Annotated in this window: 18 protein-coding genes and 1 riboswitch; of the genes, 10 read left to right on the top strand and 8 right to left on the bottom strand. The window is 71.1% G+C overall.

Annotation, left to right across the window (positions count from 1 at the left end):
* Positions 1 to 321 precede the first annotated feature (321 nt).
* Positions 322 to 1,206 (top strand): alpha/beta fold hydrolase, encoded by an 885-nt coding sequence (locus ACFZDJ_RS33250; protein WP_391064297.1) that lies wholly within the window; start codon positions 322 to 324, stop codon positions 1,204 to 1,206.
* An 84-nt stretch (positions 1,207 to 1,290) separates the two neighbouring features.
* Positions 1,291 to 2,958 (top strand): peptidoglycan DD-metalloendopeptidase family protein, encoded by a 1,668-nt coding sequence (locus tag ACFZDJ_RS33245; protein ID WP_391064294.1) that lies wholly within the window; start codon positions 1,291 to 1,293, stop codon positions 2,956 to 2,958.
* An 87-nt stretch (positions 2,959 to 3,045) separates the two neighbouring features.
* On the opposite strand, the gene ACFZDJ_RS33240 is transcribed toward ACFZDJ_RS33245, so the two are convergent.
* The gene (locus ACFZDJ_RS33240; protein WP_391064291.1) at positions 3,046 to 5,610 is read right to left on the bottom strand and encodes a UvrD-helicase domain-containing protein; all 2,565 of its coding nucleotides are present in this window, start codon (positions 5,608 to 5,610) and stop codon (positions 3,046 to 3,048) included.
* A gap of 293 nt (positions 5,611 to 5,903) precedes the next feature.
* Positions 5,904 to 6,076, top strand: a riboswitch (cyclic di-AMP (ydaO/yuaA leader).
* Positions 6,077 to 6,083: 7 nt separating this feature from the next.
* On the opposite strand from ACFZDJ_RS33240, the gene ACFZDJ_RS33235 reads away from it, so the two are divergent.
* Positions 6,084 to 7,262, top strand: coding sequence for an NlpC/P60 family protein (locus ACFZDJ_RS33235; RefSeq protein WP_391064288.1), 1,179 nt, complete (start codon positions 6,084 to 6,086; stop codon positions 7,260 to 7,262).
* A 95-nt stretch (positions 7,263 to 7,357) separates the two neighbouring features.
* Entirely contained in the window at positions 7,358 to 8,332 is a 975-nt protein-coding gene (locus tag ACFZDJ_RS33230; protein WP_391064286.1) for a tellurite resistance/C4-dicarboxylate transporter family protein, read from the top strand.
* Between the two features lie 159 nt (positions 8,333 to 8,491).
* Here ACFZDJ_RS33230 and ACFZDJ_RS33225 read toward each other — a convergent pair whose 3' ends face one another.
* Positions 8,492 to 8,845: a hypothetical protein gene (locus ACFZDJ_RS33225; RefSeq protein WP_060901458.1), complete on the bottom strand. Its 354-nt coding sequence runs from the start codon at positions 8,843 to 8,845 to the stop codon at positions 8,492 to 8,494.
* 412 nt (positions 8,846 to 9,257) lie between these two features.
* On the opposite strand from ACFZDJ_RS33225, the gene ACFZDJ_RS33220 reads away from it, so the two are divergent.
* Positions 9,258 to 10,340 (top strand): NlpC/P60 family protein, encoded by a 1,083-nt coding sequence (locus ACFZDJ_RS33220; protein WP_391064284.1) that lies wholly within the window; start codon positions 9,258 to 9,260, stop codon positions 10,338 to 10,340.
* 136 nt (positions 10,341 to 10,476) lie between these two features.
* On the top strand, positions 10,477 to 11,109 hold the full coding sequence (locus tag ACFZDJ_RS33215) for a hypothetical protein (RefSeq protein WP_391064281.1): 633 nt from the start codon (positions 10,477 to 10,479) through the stop codon (positions 11,107 to 11,109).
* Positions 11,110 to 11,169: 60 nt separating this feature from the next.
* On the opposite strand, the gene ACFZDJ_RS33210 is transcribed toward ACFZDJ_RS33215, so the two are convergent.
* Both ACFZDJ_RS33210 and ACFZDJ_RS33205 read right to left on the bottom strand, forming a co-directional pair.
* Complete coding sequence (locus ACFZDJ_RS33210) at positions 11,170 to 11,889, bottom strand: LuxR C-terminal-related transcriptional regulator (protein WP_385374441.1); 720 nt, start codon at positions 11,887 to 11,889, stop codon at positions 11,170 to 11,172.
* 134 nt (positions 11,890 to 12,023) lie between these two features.
* On the bottom strand, positions 12,024 to 13,313 hold the full coding sequence (locus tag ACFZDJ_RS33205; protein WP_373306448.1) for a PspC domain-containing protein: 1,290 nt from the start codon (positions 13,311 to 13,313) through the stop codon (positions 12,024 to 12,026).
* A 178-nt stretch (positions 13,314 to 13,491) separates the two neighbouring features.
* Between ACFZDJ_RS33205 and ACFZDJ_RS33200 the strand changes: the two genes are divergently transcribed.
* Both ACFZDJ_RS33200 and ACFZDJ_RS33195 read left to right on the top strand, forming a co-directional pair.
* Complete coding sequence (locus ACFZDJ_RS33200; protein WP_390940080.1) at positions 13,492 to 14,997, top strand: PspC domain-containing protein; 1,506 nt, start codon at positions 13,492 to 13,494, stop codon at positions 14,995 to 14,997.
* Complete coding sequence (locus tag ACFZDJ_RS33195) at positions 14,984 to 15,208, top strand: hypothetical protein (protein WP_391064277.1); 225 nt, start codon at positions 14,984 to 14,986, stop codon at positions 15,206 to 15,208. The genes ACFZDJ_RS33200 and ACFZDJ_RS33195 overlap by 14 nt, the downstream gene beginning before the upstream one ends.
* 99 nt (positions 15,209 to 15,307) lie before the next feature.
* On the opposite strand, the gene ACFZDJ_RS33190 is transcribed toward ACFZDJ_RS33195, so the two are convergent.
* Positions 15,308 to 15,844, bottom strand: a complete 537-nt coding sequence (locus ACFZDJ_RS33190) for a DoxX family protein (protein WP_384909321.1) — start codon at positions 15,842 to 15,844, stop codon at positions 15,308 to 15,310.
* A 234-nt stretch (positions 15,845 to 16,078) separates the two neighbouring features.
* On the bottom strand, positions 16,079 to 17,383 hold the full coding sequence (locus ACFZDJ_RS33185) for a hypothetical protein (RefSeq protein WP_391064274.1): 1,305 nt from the start codon (positions 17,381 to 17,383) through the stop codon (positions 16,079 to 16,081).
* 164 nt (positions 17,384 to 17,547) lie between these two features.
* Here ACFZDJ_RS33185 and ACFZDJ_RS33180 point away from each other — a divergent pair, with 164 nt between their 5' ends.
* Positions 17,548 to 18,468 carry a DUF4429 domain-containing protein gene (locus ACFZDJ_RS33180; RefSeq protein WP_391064272.1) on the top strand — a complete coding sequence of 307 codons (921 nt, stop codon included), beginning with the start codon at positions 17,548 to 17,550 and terminating at the stop codon, positions 18,466 to 18,468.
* Between the two features lie 59 nt (positions 18,469 to 18,527).
* On the opposite strand, the gene ACFZDJ_RS33175 is transcribed toward ACFZDJ_RS33180, so the two are convergent.
* On the bottom strand, positions 18,528 to 19,322 hold the full coding sequence (locus ACFZDJ_RS33175; protein WP_168494735.1) for a class II aldolase/adducin family protein: 795 nt from the start codon (positions 19,320 to 19,322) through the stop codon (positions 18,528 to 18,530).
* Between the two features lie 189 nt (positions 19,323 to 19,511).
* Here ACFZDJ_RS33175 and ACFZDJ_RS33170 point away from each other — a divergent pair, with 189 nt between their 5' ends.
* Positions 19,512 to 20,030 (top strand): pyridoxamine 5'-phosphate oxidase family protein, encoded by a 519-nt coding sequence (locus ACFZDJ_RS33170; RefSeq protein WP_391064269.1) that lies wholly within the window; start codon positions 19,512 to 19,514, stop codon positions 20,028 to 20,030.
* A 9-nt stretch (positions 20,031 to 20,039) separates the two neighbouring features.
* Here the strand turns inward: ACFZDJ_RS33170 and guaA are convergent, their stop codons facing one another.
* Complete coding sequence (gene guaA, locus ACFZDJ_RS33165) at positions 20,040 to 21,620, bottom strand: glutamine-hydrolyzing GMP synthase (RefSeq protein ID WP_067366905.1); 1,581 nt, start codon at positions 21,618 to 21,620, stop codon at positions 20,040 to 20,042.
* Between the last annotated feature and the right edge of the window lie 91 nt (positions 21,621 to 21,711).

Here is a 21,711-nt window from a genome sequence, read left to right as displayed (position 1 = left end):
CATTCGCCGCGCACCGCTCCGCGTTTCTGCGGCACACGCGCCGCAGGGATCTGCGCCGCGCGGGCCGTGGCCGGAGCCTGCGCAAGGAGAGCCGCCAACAGGTGGCAGCACCACCGTCGCATCAGGGAGGCGCGACGGTGGTGCGGCGCACCGGCGGGAGCACGACGGCAGGGAATCCCGTCGCGTCACCGGCGCACCACACGCCACGGACGCACCGTCGGCCACCGCCCACGCCATCGCCACCGGCACCACCACCGCGGCTTTCCACGAGGGCACACGGGGGACAGAGCGGTCCCGTCGCGTGCCGACTGGAGGTCGGCCATGAAGGTCACCGGGGCCGAGTTGCCCTTTCTCCCTCTCCACCGGCGTCTGCTGCCCAGCAGACTGACCGGGCTCTCGGTGGCCTTGTTAAAGGCGACGGCCCTGGAGATCGCCATCCTCGCCGGGCACCTCCTCCTCTATCCGTCCGGCATCACCCAGGAGCGCCGCGGCACCCCCGCGCTCCCCCCGCCCGATGCGCCCCGGCTGCCCACCGGGACCAAGCCGCCGGTCGTGCTGCTGCACGGCTTCATCGACAACCGTTCGGTCTTCGTGCTGCTGCGCCGCAACCTCGCCCAGCACGGCAGGCAGCACATCGAGTCGCTCAACTACTCGCCGCTGACGAACGACATCCGCGCCGCCGCGGAGCTGCTCGGACGGCACATAGAGGACATCTGCGAGCGAACCGGGCGCGATCAGGTGGACATAGTGGGCCACAGCCTCGGCGGACTGATAGCCCGCTACTACGTCCAGCGCCTCGGCGGAGACCTGCGCGTCCGCACCCTGGTCACGCTCGGCACGCCGCACGCGGGCACGAAGGTCATTCCGCTGATGAACGCGCACCCGATCGTCCGTCAGATGCGTCCGGGTTCGGAGGTGATCGAGGAGCTGCGCAAGCCCGCGCCCGACTGCCGTACGCAGTTCGTGAGCTTCTGGAGCGACCTCGACCATCTGATGGACCCGCTGGAGAGCGCCTCCATCGACCATCCGGACCTGCTCGCGCAGAGCGTCCAAGTGAGCGGAATCGGACATCTCGCCCTGCCGGTCCACCCCGCGGTCGCCGCCGGGATACGGCAGGCACTCGACTTCGAGGAGACGCAGGCCCGCCCCACCGCCGCGCCCGCCGCCGAAGCGGGGGGTCTGACAGGGGGTCTGACAGTGGCGTAACGCCTCCGCGGAACACCCCCAACATCGAACGGCAATCGAACGCCAGGCCAAAGCCGTGCCCGCCCTCCCCCGAAACACGGCCGAATGCCCGTTTCCCGAGTGGAGGAAACCTGCCGAAGATTGTCGCGCCCGCGTACCGCCGGGTACAGTCGCCGCACTGCTCTGCCAGCCCCTGTTGTCGAGGCGAAAGAGAAGTTGGTGAACGACCGTCACCCGTCGGGGACCGTAACGCCCCCGGCTCCGGCCTCCGATGCCGCCGCGGCGCCCTATGCGTCGTACGGTGGCCAGGAAGCCCAGTACGGCGACTTCACCTCGTACGACGGCTATGCCACCACCGGTACCTACGCGACGGGAAGCTTCGAGACCACGGGTTTCGAGACCTCGACCTTCGCGGCGGACCCCCTCTTCGGCGACATGTCGGGCGGCGACGGCACGGGTTCGTACGACGCCACGCAGTGGAGCACCGGCAGCCACCAGACGCCGCACTACGACCCGTACGCCGCACAGCACCAGGCCGCGTACGACACCGGTGCCTACGACACGACCGCCTGGGCGAGCGGATACCAGCAGCTCGCCGACATCCCCGCGCAGCACCCGGGCCCCGAGGGCACCGGCCAGTGGGACGCGGCCGCCTGGCTCCAGGCCGAACAGACCGGCCAGACCCAGCAGTGGACGGCGCACACCCAGGAGACGGGTGCGTACGACGCCACGCAGTGGAACACCGCGGGCGAACACGACCCGTACGAGGGGTACGAGCAGCACCAGCAGGCCGAGTCGTACGAGCAGCAGCTCGCCGCCGAGGCCTACGAGCATCAGCCGGTGCCCGAGTCCGACGTCGACGACCGGCCCTTCGACCAGCAGGCGACCTCGACCTTCGAGCAGGTGTCGTACGAGGAACCCGGCGCCGCGGAGGACGAGTTCGAGGACGCCGGTGACGCGCAGGACGCGCCGCTGCTCGAGGACATGGAAGAGGTCACTCCGGCCCCCCGTGCCGCGAACCGGTCCGCGTCCCGTTCCCGTCGGCGCACGCCGGCGAAGCGTTCCGCCTTGCTGACCGTCGCGGTTCCCTCGGCCTGTGTGATGGGGGTCGCGGGGATCGCCGCCGCCTCCGTGGGCACCATCGGCGGGAACGACAGCAAGGACAACACGACCCTCAGCGCGTCCGACGGGACCGCGGTGAAGCCGTCGGCCGCCAACAACAAACTGGACACCCAGCTCCAGAGTCTCTCCGCGGGCGCGGACGACTTCGCCGACCGGGCCAGCCGGACGCAGGAACGTATCGACCTCAAGGCTCAGCAGGCCGCCGAGAAGCAGAAGGCGGCGGCGGAGGCGGCCCGCAAGGAGCGGCTGCGGCCGAAATTCGTGCTCCCGGTCACGCAGAGGGGCCTCAGCGCCTACTTCGGCCAGGCCGGCATCAACTGGATGTCCGTGCACACGGGCATCGACTTCCCGGTGTCGTACGGCACACCGGTGATGGCCGCGACCGACGGCACCGTACGGACGCAGTGGAACAGCGCGTACGGGAACATGGCGATCGTCACCGCGATGGACGGCACGGAGACCTGGTACTGCCACCTCTCCAGCTACAAGGTGCCGTCGGGGACGGTCGTGAAGGCCGGTGACCAGATCGCGTTCTCCGGGAACTCCGGCAACTCGACCGGTCCGCACCTGCACTTCGAGGTCCGCCCCGCGGGCGGTTCGGCGATCGACCCGCTGCCGTGGCTGCGCAGCCACGGCCTGGACCCGACGTAACCCACCGGCTCCTCACCCGACTCACCCGACGACGTGACCGCACGCCGTCGCCGGGCTCCGAGCTGCCGTCCCGTAGAACCCGTAGAACTACAGCTTCTCCACCGGCGCGTACCGCAGCAGCAACCGCTTCGGCTTCGCCTCGCCGAAGTCGACCGTCGCCTCCGCGTTCGCGCCCGTTCCCTTCACGCCGACCACGGTGCCCAGGCCGAACTGGTCATGGGTGACCCGGTCGCCGACCGCGAGCGAGACCACCGGCTTCTCGGAGATCCCGCGGCGCGTCGCGAAGCCGGAGGCGCCGGACGCCGCGGACCGCGAACGCGAGGACGACAGCGAGGCGGCCACACCGGAGACGGGCCCCGAGGACACGGGAGCGGTCGCACCGGTGCGCTTCCACTCCAGGTGCGTCTCCGGGATCTCCTCCAGGAAGCGGGACGGCGGGTTGTACGAGGGCTGGCCCCAGGCGCTGCGCATGGACGAACGGGTGAGGTACAGCCGCTCCCGCGCGCGCGTGATGCCGACGTACGCGAGGCGCCGCTCCTCCTCCAGCTCCTTGACCTGTCCCAGCGCGCGCATGTGCGGGAAGACGCCGTCCTCCATGCCGGTGAGGAAGACGACCGGGAACTCCAGGCCCTTGGCGGTGTGGAGGGTCATCAGGGTGATGACGCCGTTGCCGTCCTCCTCGTCCGGGATCTGGTCGGAGTCTGCGACGAGCGCGACCCGCTCCAGGAACGCGGAGAGCCCACCGGACGCCGTACCAGCACCCGCACCCGCAGCCGCACCGGCACCGGCATCCGCCGTACCCGCAGCCGCCCCCGTGCCTTCGCCTTCGCCCTCGCCGGTCTCCTGCTCGAACTCCAGGGCCACGGCGGCGAGCTCCTGAAGGTTCTCGATCCGGGTCTCGTCCTGCGGGTCGGTCGAGGCCTGCAGCTCGGCGAGGTAGCCGGTGCGCTCGAGGACCGCCTCCAGGACGGTCGCCGGGCCCGCGCCGGACTCGACGATCGTGCGGAGGTCCTCCATGAGCGTGTTGAACCGCTTCACGGCGTTCGTCGACCGCGCCGCCATCCCGTACGCCTCGTCGACGCGGCGCAGCGCCTGCGAGAAGCTGATCTTCTCGCGCTGCGAGAGCGCGTCGATCATGGCCTCGGCGCGCTCGCCGATGCCGCGCTTGGGAACGTTCAGAATGCGGCGCATCGGGACCGAGTCCTCGGGGTTGGCCAGGACCCTCAGGTACGCGAGGACGTCCCGGACCTCCTTGCGCTCGTAGAAGCGGACGCCGCCGACGACCTTGTAGGGCAGGCCGACGCGGATGAAGATCTCTTCGAAGACACGGGACTGGGCGTTCGTCCGGTAGAAGACGGCGACGTCACCCGCCCTGGCCTCGCCCGCGTCGGTGAGACGGTCTATCTCGTCGGCGACGAACTGGGCCTCGTCGTGCTCGGTGTCGGCGACATAGCCGGTGATGTTCGAACCGGCGCCCGCGTTGGTCCACAGGTTCTTGGGGCGGCGGGACTCGTTGCGCTCGATGACCGCGTTGGCGGCGGACAGGATCGTCTGGGTGGAGCGGTAGTTCTGCTCCAGCAGGATCGTCGTCGCGTCCGGGTAGTCCTCCTCGAACTGGAGGATGTTGCGGATGGTCGCGCCGCGGAAGGCGTAGATCGACTGGTCGGCGTCGCCCACGACGCACAGCTCGGCGGGCCCGAGCTCGCCCTCGGCGGGCGGCGCGTCCTCGGGCCGGTCACCGGCGGCCGGGCCGACGAGCTCCCTGACCAGGGCGTACTGCGCGTGGTTCGTGTCCTGGTACTCGTCGACCAGGACGTGGCGGAAGCGGCGCCGGTAGTGCTCGGCGACGTCCGGGAAGGCGCGCAGCAGGTTGACCGTGGTCATGATCAGGTCGTCGAAGTCGAGCGCGTTGGCCTCGCGCAGCCGCGACTGGTACATCGCGTAGGCCTGGGCGAGGGTCTTCTCGAAGCCGTCGGCGGCCTGGGCGGCGAAGTCCTCCTCGTCGATCAGCTCGTTCTTCAGGTTCGAGATCTTGGCGCTGAAGGACTTGGGCGGGAAGCGCTTGGGATCGAGATCCAGGTCACGGCAGACGAGCGCCATCAGCCGCTTGCTGTCGGCGGCGTCGTAGATCGAGAACGAGGAGGTGAAGCCGAGCTTCTTGCTCTCGCGGCGCAGGATCCGCACACACGCGCTGTGGAAGGTCATCACCCACATCGCGTTCGCGCGCGGGCCGACGAGCTGCTCGACGCGCTCCTTCATCTCGCCCGCGGCCTTGTTCGTGAAGGTGATCGCGAGGATCTGGCCGGGGTGGACATGGCGCTCGCCCAGCAGATGGGCGATGCGGTGGGTGAGCACCCGGGTCTTGCCGGAGCCCGCGCCGGCCACGATGAGCAGCGGGGAGCCGGAGTGCACCACGGCCGCGCGCTGGTTCTCGTTCAGCCCGTCCAACAGGGCCGCCGGGTCCACGGCGGGGCGGGGCGCGCCGTCGCGGTAGTAGGCGTCCCGGCTCGCGGACACGTCGAAGCGACCGCCGAACAGGTCGTCCGGAAGCGGCTCCGGCGCCCCGTCCTCGGGCGGCGGCGGGGGCTCTTCCTCGTGGGCCCCGGAAGGCTGGAGGTCCGCCAGAAAGCTGTCATCAAAGAGGCTGCTCATCGCTCTCCGAGTCTAGGCGGCCCCACTGACAACCCGCGGCCACCCTGGAAACCCGACCGGATTTTCCAACGACCGCGCATGATCCCTTTCCGCCACCCTTTCCGCCGCGGACGCCGTTACCGTTCAGGATCGTTTCATTACGGTCAGCCACAGTCGGTCCCGATCAATGACCTCCAAGGTCAAGGTCACGAAAATGTATCGGGCATATCGCACATCAAACTTCACAGAACACTTATGAGTTGGCTAGCGTGCCGGGCAGGCCGCTCGACCCAACCGGCGAACACCGCCGGGCCGTGCGGCCTCCGCCGAGTCCGGTGCGCCGTACGGCAGCCGGAGCCGGGGACCCAACCGACCTTGGGGTGAATCGGTCCAACTGTCCGCTGGGACAAGGACCGTAGGGCAAACCTTCCGGAATCACCCGCCCGAACCCGACAGCTAACTCGGTAGGCGGAAGACGGAAGGAGTCGCCTCTCTTGGCGTCGCATCGCAAGTGGAGTCCTACGGGTACGCGCATAGCGGGTATACGGACCCCCGCCCTCGCCACGGCGGCCCTCACCTCCGTGGCCCTGCTCTCCCAGACGGCGAACGCCGCGCCCTCGGCCGATCCCAAGCCGAGTGTCGAAGAGGTCGAGAAGAAGGTCGACGACCTCTACCACCAGGCCGAGGCGGCGACCGAGAAGTACAACGCGACCAGGGAGAAGACCGCGCAGCAGCGCAAGCGCGTCGACTCCCTCCTCGACGACGTGGCCCAGCGCACCGAGAAGCTGAACACCGCGCGCGAGGAGCTGGGTTCGTTCGCCGCGGCGCAGTACCGCACCGGTGCCGCCGCCCCCGACACCGCGACCCTCCTGCTGGCCGACAATCCGCAGGACTACTTCGACCAGACCCAGCTGATGGACCGGCTGACCAGCCGCCAGAAGGTGGCCGTCGACGACTACATCACCGAGCAGGCCGCCACCACCAAGAAGCGCGCGGAGGCCTCCCAGAGCCTGCAGACGCTCACCACGACGCAGAGCGCGCTGAGGACGTCCAAGGCCGACGTGCAGCGCAAGCTCGCCGAGGCGCGCGACCTGCTCTCGAAGCTGACCGCCGAGGAGAAGGCGCGGCTCGCGGCGATCGAGAAGAAGAAGCAGGAAGCGGCCGACCGCAAGGCGGCTGAGCTGGCGCAGCAGCAGGCCGCCGCGGAGAAGAAGGCCCAGGAGGCGGCCGCCCAGCAGCAGGCGACCACCGGGACCACCGGGACCACCGCCACCACCGGGACCACCGGGAGTTCGGCCACCGACTCCTCGTACACCGCCAAGGCCGACAAGGCCCTCGCCTTCGCCCGCACCCAGATCGGCAAGCCGTACGTCTGGGGCGCGACCGGGCCCGGCTCCTACGACTGCTCCGGCCTCACCCAGGCCGCCTGGAAGGCCGCCGGCGTCGATCTCCCGCGTACCACCTGGGACCAGGTCAACGTGGGCACGACGGTCCCGCTCTCCGACATCAAGCCCGGTGACCTCGTCTTCTTCTACGACGACATCAGCCACGTCGGCCTCTACATCGGCAACGGCATGATGATCCACGCCCCCAAGCCGGGCGCGTACGTCCGCGAGGAGTCGATCTTCTACGGCGGCGAGTCGATCATCCACAGCGTGGTGCGTCCGGCCTAACGCCCCGGCGCCCGGCACACGCGCGTGGGGCTCCTCGGACTCCACGCGCGCGTGGCCCGCCGCCAACCCTCTCGAAGGTCCTTAGCATCGGGCCCATGTCAGCCATCTCCCCGCCCGGCACCCGGTGGACCGGCCTGCGCACCTGGTGGGCGCAGAGTCCGCCGGGCGCCGGAGCCGCGATCCTGGCCACCGGCATCATCTCGATCGGGCTGGAGCAGACCGGCTACGAGATCCTGTCCCGGATCGTGCTGGCCCTGGCGGCCGTCGGCTGGCTCGGGCTCGCCGCGGCCTTCGTCGTACGGCTGCTGCGAGAGCGGGAGCGGTGGCTGGCGGAGGCCGCTACGCCGGGCGCGCTCACCGCGGTCGCGGCGACCACCGTGCTCGGCACGCGGCTGGTCACGCCGGGGTGGGAGGTGCCGGCCGAGGCCCTGCTCGCCCTGTCGGCGGTGCTCTGGCCCGGGCTGCTCTTCCTGGTCGTACGGCAATGGCGGCCCCGTATGCCCGGAGCGGTGTTCCTCGGCTGTGTGGCCACGCAGGGGCTCGCGGTGCTGGGCGCGACGCTCGCCCCCGCGACGCACACGGACTGGCTCGCGCACGCGGCGCTGGTGCTGTTCTGGCTGGGGCTCCTGCTCTACGCGCTGGCGCTGTTCTACTTCGACTACCGCGAGGTCGCCACGGGCGCCGGGGACCAGTGGGTCGCGGGCGGCGCGCTCGCCATCTCGGCGCTGGCGGGGTCGAAGCTGATCCTCGCGTACCAGGCGAACATCTACCTGTGGAACAACGACGACAACGGCGTGCTGCGCTGGGTGACCGAGGCGCTGCTCGTGCTCGTCCTCGGCTCGTACTGCGTGCTGGCCGTGGCGGAGGCCCTGTGGCCCCGCCCGCGCTACGACGTGCTGCGCTGGGCGACCGTGTTCCCGCTGGGGATGACGGCGGTGGCGGCGCTGTCGGTCGCGGCCGCCATCGGCGTCGGCTGGCTCAGGGGGCTCGGGCAGGTGCTGCTGTGGGTCTCGGTCGCGGCGTGGCTGGCGGTGGTGGTCGTGGCGGTCAGGCGTCCTCAGGAGCCGTAGCCGTCGGGCGTCCGCAGGACCGTAGCGCCGTCGGGCGTCCGCAGGACCGTAGCGCCGTCGGGCGTCCGCAGGACCGTAGCGCCGTCGGGCGTCCGCAGGACCGTAGCCGTCGGGTGTCCGAAAGCGCCGTGGCCGTCCGTGGGGGCCTTCGGGGGGCCGTCAGGTCCAGAGCACCGCGATGAAGATGTTCGCGGTCGTGAGCAGCCCTACGAGCCCGAACAGGCCCTTGTCCACCTTCTCGTCGTCCCGCTTCACATAGACGAGCCCGAGGATCACGATCAGCAGGGCGAGCTTCACGCCGATCTTGATGGTGTTGACCGAGTGGTCGTCGGCCTGGTTGAGGCCGACGAGGGCGACGCCCGTGACCAGCATGGTCAGCGCGCCGTGCAGCATGGCGGGGACGAACCGGGCGGTGCCCTGGCCCATCGCCTTCATCTGGGTGAGGAAACCGCCGAGGAGCGAGGCGATGCCGATGATGTGCAGGCCGACGAAGAGATGGATGAGTACGTCCATGGAGCCGGAGCCTAATCGGCGGCCCTCACCCCCCTTGTCACCGGCCCACCCCCTGTAGACCACTACCACCTGGGAACCACCGATTGTCCCGGAACCGCCCCATCGGTCATCACACCGCGTGAAGTCGACGGAGCCGGGCCGGGATCACGGTCACATGCGGTCACCCCGCGATCCAGTGGCGCCACTTCCGTACATGACGTTACCGGGGCATCACTCTCAGGTTTAGCGTCCTCCACCAGGTGACCGGCTCCCCACCGCCGCCCGGGCCAGGGGCGGCAGCCGGACACCACCGCCGAGAAAGGTCCGGCGGCGGCCCGCTCCCCCTGTGTGGGGCCGCCGCCGGACGTGTCCCCGCTGACCGCGCTCGTCCCCGGCGGTCGTACGCAAGTCCCCGGGAAGGATGTGGGCCCTCGTGGCAGCGCACCGAAAGGCCAGACAGCGCTCGCTCGGTGGAAACACGGCCCGCACAGCCGCGACCATCGCCCTCGCGGGCGCGGCCACGGCGACGGGCTTCGACGGGACGGGGCACGCGGACCCGCAGCTGTCGCCGGCACAGGTGAAGGCCAAGGTGGACACGTTGTACGAGGAGGCGGAGGTCGCCACCCAGAAGTACGACGGCGCGAAGGACAAGGCCGCCAAGGCCGAGCAGCGGCTGAACGCGCTGCGCGACGAGGCGGCGCGCAAGGAGGACCGGCTCAACGACGCCCGGGACGCGCTGGGTTCGATCGCCGCCGCGCAGTACCGCAGCGGAGGCTTGGACCCCGCGCTGCAACTCGCGCTCTCCGACAACCCCGACCAGTACCTGGAAGGGGCCGCGTTCGCCGAGCGGGCCGGCAGCCGGCAGGCGGAGGCCGTGGCCCGGGTGCGCAAACAGCTGCGGGAGATCGAGCAGCTGCGCGGGGCCGCTCATGTCGAGCTGGCCTCACTCAAGTCGCGTCAGGCGGAGCTGAAGCGGGCCAAGAAGACGATCACCGGGAAGCTGGACACGGCGCGGCAGCTGCTGTCGCGGCTCACCGACGAGCAGCGCGCGCAGCTCGGGGACCTGGGAGCGGCCGGGGGCACGGGAAGCGCCGGGCAGCGCGCCTCGCGCTCCGCCGCCCGGGACCTCGGCCCGGTGTCGTCGCCCGGCTCCGTCGCGGCGCCCAACTCCCGTGCGGCGGAGGCCGTCGCGTACGCCTACGGGAAGCTCGGCAGCCCCTATGTCTGGGGCGCCACCGGGCCCGACGCCTTCGACTGCTCGGGCCTGGCCCAGGCCGCGTACCGCGCCGCCGGTATCTCGCTGCCGCGCACGACGTATGCGCAGATCAACGCCGGACGCCGGGTCTCGCGGTCCGAACTCCTCCCCGGTGACCTGGTGTTCTTCTACTCGGGAATCAGCCATGTGGGCATCTACGTGGGCAACGGCCAGATGATCCACGCCCCGAACCCGTCGGCGCCCGTGCGGCTGGCGCCTGTCGACGAGATGCCGTTCGCGGGAGCCACCCGAGTGGCGTGAAAGACGCGGGGGCGACCGCGGTGTGGTGCGGACGGAGAAGTGGATCACGATAGCGTCGGCGCGGACTCTGTTTCCGCGTCATCGCTCCGTCGTCCCACCGTCGTTCCGTCGACGCTCCGTCGTCCGAGAGGTTCTGATGCCCGGCTCTCTGCTGCCGCCTCCGCCGCCGCCCGAGCACATCAGGACCTGGCCGGACCGGGCCGCGCTGCTGGCCGACCGGGGGCGGGCGCTGGAGGAGCTGCGCCGACGGAGCCTGGGGGTGCACCGGGTACTGCTGCTCTGGCTGCTGGCGCTCGCGGCGATCGTCGGCTGGGCGCTGCTGGTGCTGCCGCTGCGACAACTCGAGCAGCGCGACCCCACCGGTTTCGTCCTGGGCCCGCTCTTCGCCCTGCTGGGCCTGGCCGCGCTCGCCCCGACCGTCGTCGCCGTCGCCCTCTCCGTCCGCCGGGACCACCACATACACCGACTGCTCGACGCCTGGTCCGAGCTGGACCGGCACCCCGCGACCGACTCCCGGCTCCGCTCCCCCGGCCTCAGCCTCTTCTGGCTGCTCTCCTCGCTCGGCGTCTGCGCGATCGGTGCCTGGACGTCCTTCACGGCGGCCGCGCGGGCCGAGCCCGGCCACCCCCTGTACAGCGATGTCGTCCAGGGCATGGGCATCGGCCTGATCCTGTGGCTGACCGGCCTCATCGGCATCGTGAAGGCCGTACGCCACTACCGCTGGGCGCTACGGATACTGGGCCCGGCGCCCGACGCGAAACACCGGTAGGCACCGGACACCTCCGGCGGGCTCAGCGGACGTGGCCCTGGGCCCTCTCGACGCGATCGGCTAGACCAGCCGACGCGCCGTGGCCCATCGGGTCAGCTCGTGGCGGTTCGACAGCTGGAGCTTCCTGAGGACCGCCGAGACGTGCGACTCGACCGTCTTCACCGAGATGAACAGCTGCTTGGCGATCTCCTTGTAGGCGTAACCGCGGGCGATGAGACGCAGCACCTCGCGCTCGCGCTGGGTGAGACGGTCGAGGTCCTCGTCGACGGGCGGGGCGTCGGTGGAGGCGAACGCGTCCAGGACGAATCCGGCCAGGCGGGGCGAGAAGACCGCGTCGCCGTCCTGGACACGGAAGATGGAGTCCACCAGGTCCGTGCCGGTGATGGTCTTGGTGACGTACCCACGGGCGCCGCCGCGGATCACGCCGATGACGTCCTCCGCGGCGTCCGACACGGAGAGCGCGAGGAATCGGACCGGCTGCCGGGCGTCGGCCATCAACGGGGCGCAGCGGCGCAGCACTTCGACACCGCCGCCGCCCGGCAGATGGACGTCCAGCAGGACGACCTCGGGCCGGGTGGCCGTGATGACCGTGACCGCCTGGTCGACGTCCGCGGCCTCGCCGACCACCTCGACGCCGGTCCGCTCGGTCTCTCCGATCTCGGCCTGCACTCCCGTACGGAACATGCGGTGGTCGTCGACGAGCACGACCCGCACACGACGCCCGCCCGCGGCAGCGGTCGCGTTGGCGCCGACGGCGGTCGAACCCGTGGGCGCGCCCACACCGGCGACGGACTCGGCGCCCGGCCCGGTGGTCGACTCGGTCGCGGCCTCAGCCCCGGTCCCGGCCGTACCCACGGCGGCATCCTCCGGCCCGTTCGATGCCGGGGCCTGCCCGGTCGGTCCGTTCACGTCGCTCATGACGTCTTCTCCGCCCTTTCCATCTCCAGCTCGACCTCCGTGCCGCCGTCCGGCACCGCGCGCAGTCGCGCCGTGCCGCCGTTGCGCTCCATGCGGCCGATGATCGATTCTCTGACGCCCATGCGGTCGGCGGGTATCCCGTCGAGGTCGAAGCCGGGACCGCGGTCGCGGACGGACACGAAGACCGTCCTGCCCTCGACTTCGGCGTAGACCTGTACGGCGCCGCCCTCGCCACCGTACTTGGCGGCGTTCACCATCGCTTCCCGCGCGGCCTGCATCTGTGCGGTCAGGCCCTCGTCGAGCGGGCAGTCGCCCACGACGACGACCTCGATGGGGACGCCGTGCTTGTCCTCGACCTCGGCCGCGTTGCGGCGGACCGCCTCGGCCAGGGTCGCGGGCTCGTCCGCCTCGTCCTTGCCGGTGCCCTCCGGTTTGTAGAGCCAGGCGCGCAGGTCGCGCTCCTGGGCGCGGGCGAGCCGTCGCACCTCGTTCGCGTTCTCCGCGTTGCGCTGGATCAACGTCAGCGTGTGCAGCACCGAGTCGTGGACGTGGGCGGCGACCTCGGCCCGCTCCTGGGCGCGGATGCGCATCAGGCGCTCCTCGGAGAGGTCCTGGGTCATGCGCACGAGATAGGGGCCGGCGAGGAGCGCTGTGCCGACCAGAACCGCGAGTGCCGCCTGGAGGACCGAACCGAGGTGGGCCGCCGAGCCCTGGAGCACGAATATTCCGGAGACGCCCGCGGTGACGAGCAGGACACCGGCCGCGGAGCGCAGCAGCGTGAGCGTACGACGGCGACGGCCGACCTCGACCCAGCGGGCCCGCCGCGCGTTGTCCGCCTGGCGCCAGACCAGGGCGACGCCCGCGCCGACGAGAACGGTCGGCCACAGATAGGCCCTTGCCCCACCGCCGAGATTCACATTGCCGACGAAGACCATGGCCACGACGACCATGAGGAGCAGGGCGACCATCTGGCCCCGGTCCGGCTTGCGGGCCACGAGTCTGCGGCGGCCGTCGGGGGCGGTCTCGGTGGTGAAGGCCGGGGTGCGCCCGGAGTCGACGCCGCCGACGCCGAGTGGCACGAAGAACCAGAACGCGGCGTAGAGCAGTGCCCCGAGACCGTCCGCCATGAACAGGCCGACGAACACCAGCCGCACCCAGATCACGGGCAGCCCGAGGTGCCCGGCGAGCCCTCGCGCCACACCCCCGAGCCAGCGTCCGTCGCTGCTGCGGTAGAGCTTGCGCGGGGGCCGCGGGTCGTCGAGGGGCACTGCTGCGGCTTCCGGCATGCCATCGATGTTCACACGGCCGGAGGGCAGGAGCATCAGGGTCGACCCCCGAGACTCCCCTGATCTTCGAGAGACCGGTGCTCGAACGGTTCCCTCCGTCCCCGTCAGGGCCGATATCAGGGTTCGGCCAGGGTCGTCCCGACTGCCGCCGGGCCTTCCCGCCCGTCACCATGGACACATGACAGATCAGCAGCACGCGGCGGCGGAGCCGGATCCCGGCCCCGGCCCGGGCGCCCCGCCCTCGGGCGCCGGGCCGCGGGACGCCGTGCCGCCCTCCGCGGGCACCGCCACGGGCGCCGAGGGAGCCGCGGAGGGTGCGGGAGCGCCAGCCGCGACAGGTGAGGAACCGCGCGCGCACGGGGAGCCGCCCGCGCCCGAGGGCCCGCGCAGGTTCCGGCGCGACCGTCGGCAGAAGATGCTGGGCGGCGTGTGCGCCGGGCTGGGGCGGCAGTGCGACATGGACCCGGTGATCTTCCGGATCGTGCTCGCCGTGCTCTCCGCCACGGGCGGCATCGGTCTCATCTTCTACGGCTTCGTCTGGCTGTTCGTTCCCTACGACGACGAGGAGGAGAACGAGGTCCGCAAGCTCCTCACCGGCCGCGTCGACGGCCATGCGCTGGCGGCCGTGCTCTTCGCGCTGGTCGGCTGCGGGGTGTTCCTGTCGATGCTGAACAACGGCAGCGTGCTAACGTTCGCCGTCGTCCTCTCCCTGCTTCTCGCGGGCGCGGGGTACTGGTCGCAGCAGCGCGGCGCCCCCGACCCCGACCCTTCCCCAAGCTCTCGGCTCCGCTCGAGCAGGGGAGGCCCCATTGCCGCCCAGGCGGTGGCGGACGCCCCGCCGGAGGCGCAGGCCCCGCCCGTCCCCGTCTCCTACCCCTCCTGGTGGCGCGACCCGATCGTCAAGGACGGCTCGCACGTGGGCGGCACCGGCTATCTGTGGGGGCCGCCGGACGCCCGGGACCGGGATGTCGCGGCGGCGCTCAACATCGCCCGCGGCACGCCCCGCCCGGACATACGGGACCTCCGCGCGGCCCGTGAGCCGCAGCCGCGCGGCCCGCGCTGGATCGGCGGCTGGGTCTTTCTGCTCGCGCTGGTCGCGGGCGGCCTCGGCACGGGCCTGACGTGGAACGACCATCCGCTCGCCACCAGCCTGCAGACCGGTCTGTCCTGCGCGCTCGTCGTGTTCGGCCTGGGCATCGCGCTCAGCGCGTTCGTGGGGCGTACGGGCGCCGGGTCGATCTTCCTCGCAGTGATCACGGCGGCGCTGCTGGCGGGCTCCGTGGCCATGCCGAAGGACATCAGCACCCACTGGATGCGGGTCGAGTGGACGCCCAGGTCCGCTGCCGCCGTGCCGGAGAGTTTCGACCTCGGCACGGGTGTGGGCACTCTCGATCTCACCCATCTCGGCCTCACCAAGGGCCAGACGGTGACGACGACCGCGGAGGTGGGCGCGGGCCGGCTGAAGGTGATCGTCCCCAAGGACGCGACCGTGAAGCTGAACATCGACGTGGGCGTCGGGGACATCCAGTTGCCGGGCGACGGCAAGAAGGACGTGGACGTGGAACCCAGCAAGCACAAGCAGGTGACCCTGCCGGCCCCGACCGGCGCCAAGGACGGCGGCACGCTCGACCTGAACCTCCAGGTCGGCGTGGGACAGGCGGAGGTGATCCGTGCCACGTCATGAGTTCCAGCCGGGAAAGCTGGTCGCCGGCCTCTTCCTCACCGCCGCGGGCGTCACCTACGCGGGCGACGCGGGCGGTTGGTGGGAAACACCGTGGTTCGCGATCATCCCCGTCGTCACGGGTGGGCTCTGCCTGGCGGGCGCGGTGGCGTTCCTGACCCATGGCATACGTCGGCGACGGTTGCGGCGGCGGGGGGCGGGGGTGTCCGGGTAGCGGGGGCGTGAACGGAACGCCGCCAGGTGCAGGGCGATCCACGCCCTGCACCTGGCACCCTGCGATGCCCGCGCGCTGAACTGCCCTGACCCGCGACGGCTAGTAGCGGAGATTTCCGGACCGTTGGCTGCGCCTCGCGCGCAAGGCCGCGTCGACGGAGAAGTACGAGGCGCCCGCGAGGACCAGGGGCAGCCAGGCCATCAGGTAGGCGAGGTCATTGCCGTAGTAGTACGGGTCGGAGGCCCAGCTCACCGTCATCCACAGACTGAAAGAGATGAGCGCGCCGCCGAGGGCCGCGAGGCGGGCCAGCAGGCCGATCAGAGTGCCGATGCCGACGGCCAGTTCGCCGAAGGCGATGGCGTAGCCGAAGCCGACGGGGCTCTTCAGGGCGAGGTCGACGAGGGCCGGGATCGCGGAGGAATCGCGCACATTGCGCATCAGGTCACCGATCGAGCCGGAGCCGGAGTCGGAGAGGAAGGCGCTGTTGGTGAGTTTGTCGATGCCGGCGTAGATGAAGGTGACGCCGAGGAAGACGCGCAGGGGCAACAGGGCATAGCGGGTGGCGGTGTCCCGCCAGTCTCGTCCGCCGCCGTCGAGATAGGGGGTTTGGGTGTCCGACCGCATACCGTGAGTCATCGCTCTCCGCCGCCTCTCGCCACGTGCCGTTGACCCCTCAACAGACCATACGTACGAGAGCGGGTTCCCGCTCAACGCTCGGGGCCAGTTTTTTTCGATGGCGCGGGCCGCCCCCAAAGGGCGCGGAGAACTGCGCGAACGGCCCCCACCGGCCCGCAGTCGAACGACTCCGGTGAGCCCACCCGCCCGCATTCGAACTTACTCCGGTGAGGCCCCCGCCCGCAGCCTCGGGGTTCAGTCCGTCACCTCGATCTGGCAGCGGTTCGTCTCCACTCCGGCTGCCGTGACGACCTGGACCTCCACCCGCCCCGGTTCCACGTCGACCGGGACCGGCACGGTCAGGACCGCGTCCGTGGGGTTGCTGAAGCCGCCGGGGACCGGCACCAGGGGGACATGGACATGCACCGCGCCGATGCGGACGACCATGCGGGACAGACGGTCCGCGCTCTGGGCGCCGGGCGGGACGAAACCGGCGCCCCGGATCTCGATGTCGTCGCCGGTGCGGATCGGCGCGTCGAGGTCGCCGGCCTCACGGGAGCGGACGACGGAGAGGATGACGGGGCGGCCGCCTTCGGCGTACTTCCCGGCGAGGTAGGTGGCCGCCGAGACGAGGACCAGGAGCGCCAGGCCCCAGGGGAGGTCGGGGAGTTGTTCCGGGCGCCTGGCGAGCCGTACCGCCGCGAAGACCAGGGCGACGGCGCCGATGACGACGTACTGGATGTCGGCGAAGCTGCCCCGGCCGGAGTCGTCCGTGAGGAGGTCGGCGGCGCGCGGCCGGTCCGCGCGTACCTTCTGCAGGCGTTGCCCGAGGACCCGCAGGCCCACGACCCGGCGTACCAGCACCGCGATCGCGCAGACGATGGCGACGACGGTCACCACACCCGCACCGCGGGCGAGTTCGAGGCCGGCGATCAGGTCGTCGCGCTTGCCGTGGGCGGAGGCCGCCGCCAGTTGACCCACGAGGACGAGGACGGCGTAGACGACGAACAGGACCCAGCCGGCGGCCATCGCCCGCGAGGTGGAGAGGCGGTTGTCCTCGCCGACGACCGGGGCGAGGGCCCCGCCCCGCGCCCGGTGCAGATAGCCCGCGCCCGTCAGCCCCGCGGCCACCACCAGAGCGGCCAGCAGGCCCGCCGTGCGCGCCGCCGTCCAGCCCGCGCCGATCGCCGTGAGGGCCTGGACGATGAGCAGGGTCAGGACGGTTCCCCACACCGCGTACGCCGTGCGCCGCCACAGGCGTCCCAGCCATGCCTCGCCGTCGACGCGTCCGCGCTCGGCGACCAGGTCGGCGGACTGGGTGAGTTCGTCGGAGACCCACTGCCGGGACGCGGACGCCGAGTGCGCGACGGCGGCGGGCAGTCCCTGTCCGGACGCCAGCTCGTCGCGCTTGGCGAGGAACGCGGCGACGGCGCGCCGGTGCCCCTCGCGCGCCCCGTGCGGACAGTCCCCGCAGGTGCAGCCGCCCGTGTGCGCCGCCCCCTGTCCCGCGCCGAGCCCGCCACCGCGCTCCGCGCCGTGTCTCGCCTCCTGCACCGCCACGCCCGCTGCCGCCTTCCCCGCGCCGAGAGCTGCCTCGCAAGTCTTGCAACTGCCTTGCGATGACAGGGCATTGTGCCGCACGAAACAGTGCTCGCGTCGGGCAGGTCCGGTCAGCGCGGGTGAAGCGGGGGACCCCGTGTTGACCCGGCTGCGAGAATTTCCCCATGGCCGAGATCATCCAGCGCGACGGGACCTGGGCCTTCGACGGCAGCACGGTCAGGATCACGCCGGGACTCCACCGCTCCGTACCGTTGTTCCGGCAGACGTACGGAGAGATCGCCGTTCCCCTGGAGGCGGTTTCAGGCATCGTCTACGAACCAGAGCGCAAGCGCGGCAGACTGCGCCTCAGGCTCCGTGAGGGCGCCGATCCGCTGCTCCAGGCGACCGGCGGGCGCCTCCCCGACGCGGCGGACCCCTACCGGCTGACGGTCGACATCGACCGTACCGGGGTCGCCGAGTACGTCGCCGAGGAGATCCGGCACGCTCTGCTCCTGGACCAGATCCCCAAGGAGCCGGCGAAGGCCTTCCTCCTCGCGGGGCCGCCCGTGCCCGTGTCCGTCCGGTCCAGCGACGGCACGGTCTCCTTCGACGGCGCGCAGGTGCGGATCGACTGGGCGGACACCTCGGACCGGGTCAAGCGGGCGACGGGGCCGCGGATCATCGCCGTCGGGGACCTGGTGCAGGTGGAGTGGCTGCCCAACTCCGGGTACGAGGACGGGTTTCTGCGGTTCGTGACGCGCGAGACCGTGTTCTCCAAACTGCCGCCGGAGAAGGACCCGTTCGCCCTCGACCTGTGGGGCAGCGCCCGCCGCGACCTGCTCACGGCGCTCGTCGCCGCCGCGGTGACCGCCCGGCTGCCGCACCCGTCCCTCCGGGCGGGCGAGCACATCGACCGGCCGCCGCAGCTCACCGCCGCGGCGGCGGGACCAGAATCGGCACCGGTAACAGCGTCGGTACCGGCCCAGGCCGACCATCACGACGTACTGCTGCGCCGACTGCGGGAGCTGGGCGAGCTGCACCGCGACGGTGTCCTCACGGACGAGGAGTTCGCGGCGACCAAGGCGGCCGTACTGCGGGGTTTCTAGCCGTCGCGCTCCGGAACTCGGCTGAGGAGGTCGGGTATTGAGCTGAGGAGATCCGGTACTCAGCTGAGGAGGTCCGGTTCGCTGCGGCTGATGTCCTGCCACAGCGGCTGGTAGTTGATCCACGCCACCAGATCGCCGCCGAGCTGCTCCCGGGTCGCGACCGCCTGCTTGTGGTCGATGAGGATGGGGCGGCCCGCGGCCCGTGCGGTCAGCTGGACCTGGCTGGAGCGCTCCATCGACAGGAACCACCAGGCCGCCGCGTCCACCGAGTCGCCCACGGTCAGCAGCCCGTGGTTGCGCAGCACGAGCGCCTTGCGGGTGCCGAGCGCGGAGGCGATCCGGCGGCCCTCCTCGGTGTCCACGGCGACACCGGTGTACGAGTCGTACAGCGCGTGGTCCTCGTAGAAGGCGCAGCTCTCCTGGCTGATCGGGTCGAGCAGGTCACCGAGGGCGGACAGGGCGCGGCCGTGCACGGAGTGGCAGTGCGCAACGGCGACGACGTCGGGGCGGGCGGCGTGGACCTGGGCGTGCACGGTGAACGCCGCCTGGTTCACGTGGTAGCGGCCCTCGATCACCTGCCCGTCCTGGTTGGCCATGACCAGGTCGCTCACGGTGACGTGCTTGAAGGGCATCCCGAAGGGGTTCACCCAGAAGCAGTTGCTGTACTCCGGGTCGCGCGCGGTGATGTGACCGGAGACCCCGTCCTCGAAGCCGAGCCGCCCGAAGATCCGCAGCGCCCCGGCCAACCGCTCCTTGCGATGGCGTCGCTCGTCGTCCAACGAGTCGTACATCGGCGGCATGGCGAACTGCAGCTGGTCGGTGGGCAGGGGCACGGGCGGCGTGGGCCCTTGCATAGGTCCTCCAGCACTGGCGTGTCCGATACGGAGCGGAAGTTACCTCTGGTCGGTGCAGGAGAACAGAGCCGTTCGGTGAAGAGAGTGCGCAACCGTTACGAGAGGGCCGGGGCCGGGGCCCGAGGGCGCTTGCCGAGCGCCCGCCAATACACGACACAACGTGTCTGGTATTGGCGCCACACTCACCGTATGAGCGCTGCCAACGGCCTTACCGAGAGCCCTGCCGAACATGCGGACCCTGCGCGCTGGGGCACCTTCGCCGCCGCCGCACCCTCACTCGCCCGGTCGGTCGAAGAGCGTTTCGGGGCCTTCACGCACCACGTCCTCGCAACTCTCCGCAAGGACGGTTCGCCCCGGACCACCGGCCTGGAGGTGCGTTTCCTGCGCGGCGAGCTGTGGCTCGGCATGATGCCGGACTCGCTCAAGGCGCTCGACCTGCGCCGCGACCCGCGCTTCGCACTCCAGGCGAACCCGGGGCCGGGCACGGCGATGGGGGGCGGGGACGTCCGGATCAGCGGGCGGGCCGTCGAGGTCGACGACGGGGCGGCCAAGGCCGCGTACGTGAAAGAGGTGGAACCGCCGGAGCCGTTCCACCTCTTCCGCACCGAGCTGACGGAGGTCGTGCGGACCTACGTCGAGGACGACACGTATCTGGTCGTCGAGATCTGGAAGCCCGGAGAGCCGGTGCGGACTCTCAGGCGGACCTGATGGGTGGGACTACTCCCACTCGATCGTGCCCGGGGGCTTGCTCGTGACGTCGAGGACGACTCGGTTGACGTCCGCGACCTCGTTGGTGATGCGGGTCGAGATCTTGGCGAGGACCTCGTACGGGAGGCGCGACCAGTCGGCGGTCATCGCGTCCTCGGAGGAGACGGGGCGCAGCACGATCGGGTGGCCGTACGTACGGCCGTCGCCCTGGACGCCCACGCTGCGGACGTCCGCGAGCAGGACCACCGGGCACTGCCAGATGTCACGGTCCAGACCGGCCGCCGTGAGTTCCTCGCGGGCGATGGCGTCGGCCTCGCGGAGCAGGTCGAGCCGCTCCTTCGTCACCTCGCCGACGATCCGGATGCCGAGGCCCGGGCCCGGGAAGGGCTGGCGCTGGACGATCTCGTCGGGGAGACCGAGCTCCTGCCCGACCATCCGGACCTCGTCCTTGAACAGCTTGCGCAGCGGCTCGACGAGCTCGAACTCGAGGTCCTCGGGGAGACCGCCCACGTTGTGGTGGGACTTGATGTTGGCCGTGCCGGTGCCGCCACCGGACTCGACCACGTCCGGGTAGAGCGTGCCCTGGACCAGGAAGGCGACGTCCTCGCCCTCCGCGGCCTCGGCGATGATCTCCGCCTGGGCCTGCTCGAAGACCCGGATGAACTCCCGGCCGATGATCTTCCGCTTCTCCTCGGGGTCCGAGACGCCCTTGAGCGCGGTGAGGAACCGCTCCTGCGCGTCCACGACCTTCAGCTGTACGCCGGTCGCGGCCACGAAGTCCTTCTCGACCTGCTCGGTCTCACCCTTGCGCATCAGGCCGTGGTCGACGTACACGCAGGTCAGCTGGGAGCCGATGGCCTTCTGTACGAGAGCGGCGGCGACGGCGGAGTCCACACCGCCGGAGAGGCCGCAGATGGCGCGCTTGTCGCCGACCTGCTCGCGGATGAGGGCGACCTGCTCGTCGATGACGTTGCCGGTCGTCCAGTTCGGCGTGAGGCCCGCGCCGCGGTACAGGAAGTGCTCGAGCACCTGCTGGCCGTGCGTGGAGTGCATGACCTCCGGGTGGTACTGGACGCCGTACAGCTTCTTCTCGTCGTTCTCGAAGGCCGCGACCGGGACGACGTCCGTGGACGCCGTGACCGTGAAGCCCTCGGGGGCGGCGCTGCACGCGTCGCCGTGCGACATCCACACCGACTGCTCGTCCGGGGTGCCCTCGAAGAGGGTCGATCCGGACTTGGAGACGTGCAGGGGCGTACGGCCGTACTCGCGGGCGCCGGTGTTGTCGACCGTGCCGCCGAGGGTCGTCGCCATCAGCTGGAAGCCGTAGCACATGCCGAAGACGGGGACGCCGGACTCGAAGATCGCTCGGTCGAGACGGGGGGCGGCCTCGGCGTACACCGACGAGGGGCCTCCGGAGAGGATGATCGCCGCCGGGTTCTTGGCGAGCATCTCCTGGACCGGCATGGTGCTCGGCACGATCTCGCTGTAGACCCGGGCCTCGCGGACGCGGCGGGCGATGAGCTGGGCGTACTGCGCACCGAAGTCGACGACCAGGACGGTGTCGGGGGCGGCGGGGGACGCTTCTGGCACGGTTTGCCTTCCGGCGGTGAGCAGGGGGTGTGGGGTATCGAGTCTACCGGGGGTCCACGGGGGTGTGCCTGCACCGGGTTTCTCCGCCCCC

The sequence above is a fragment of the Streptomyces sp. NPDC007896 genome (assembly GCF_042959425.1).
GTDB lineage: Bacteria > Actinomycetota > Actinomycetes > Streptomycetales > Streptomycetaceae > Streptomyces.
Note: the sequence above shows the minus strand (reverse complement) of the source record. Positions and strands in the feature narration are given on the sequence as shown.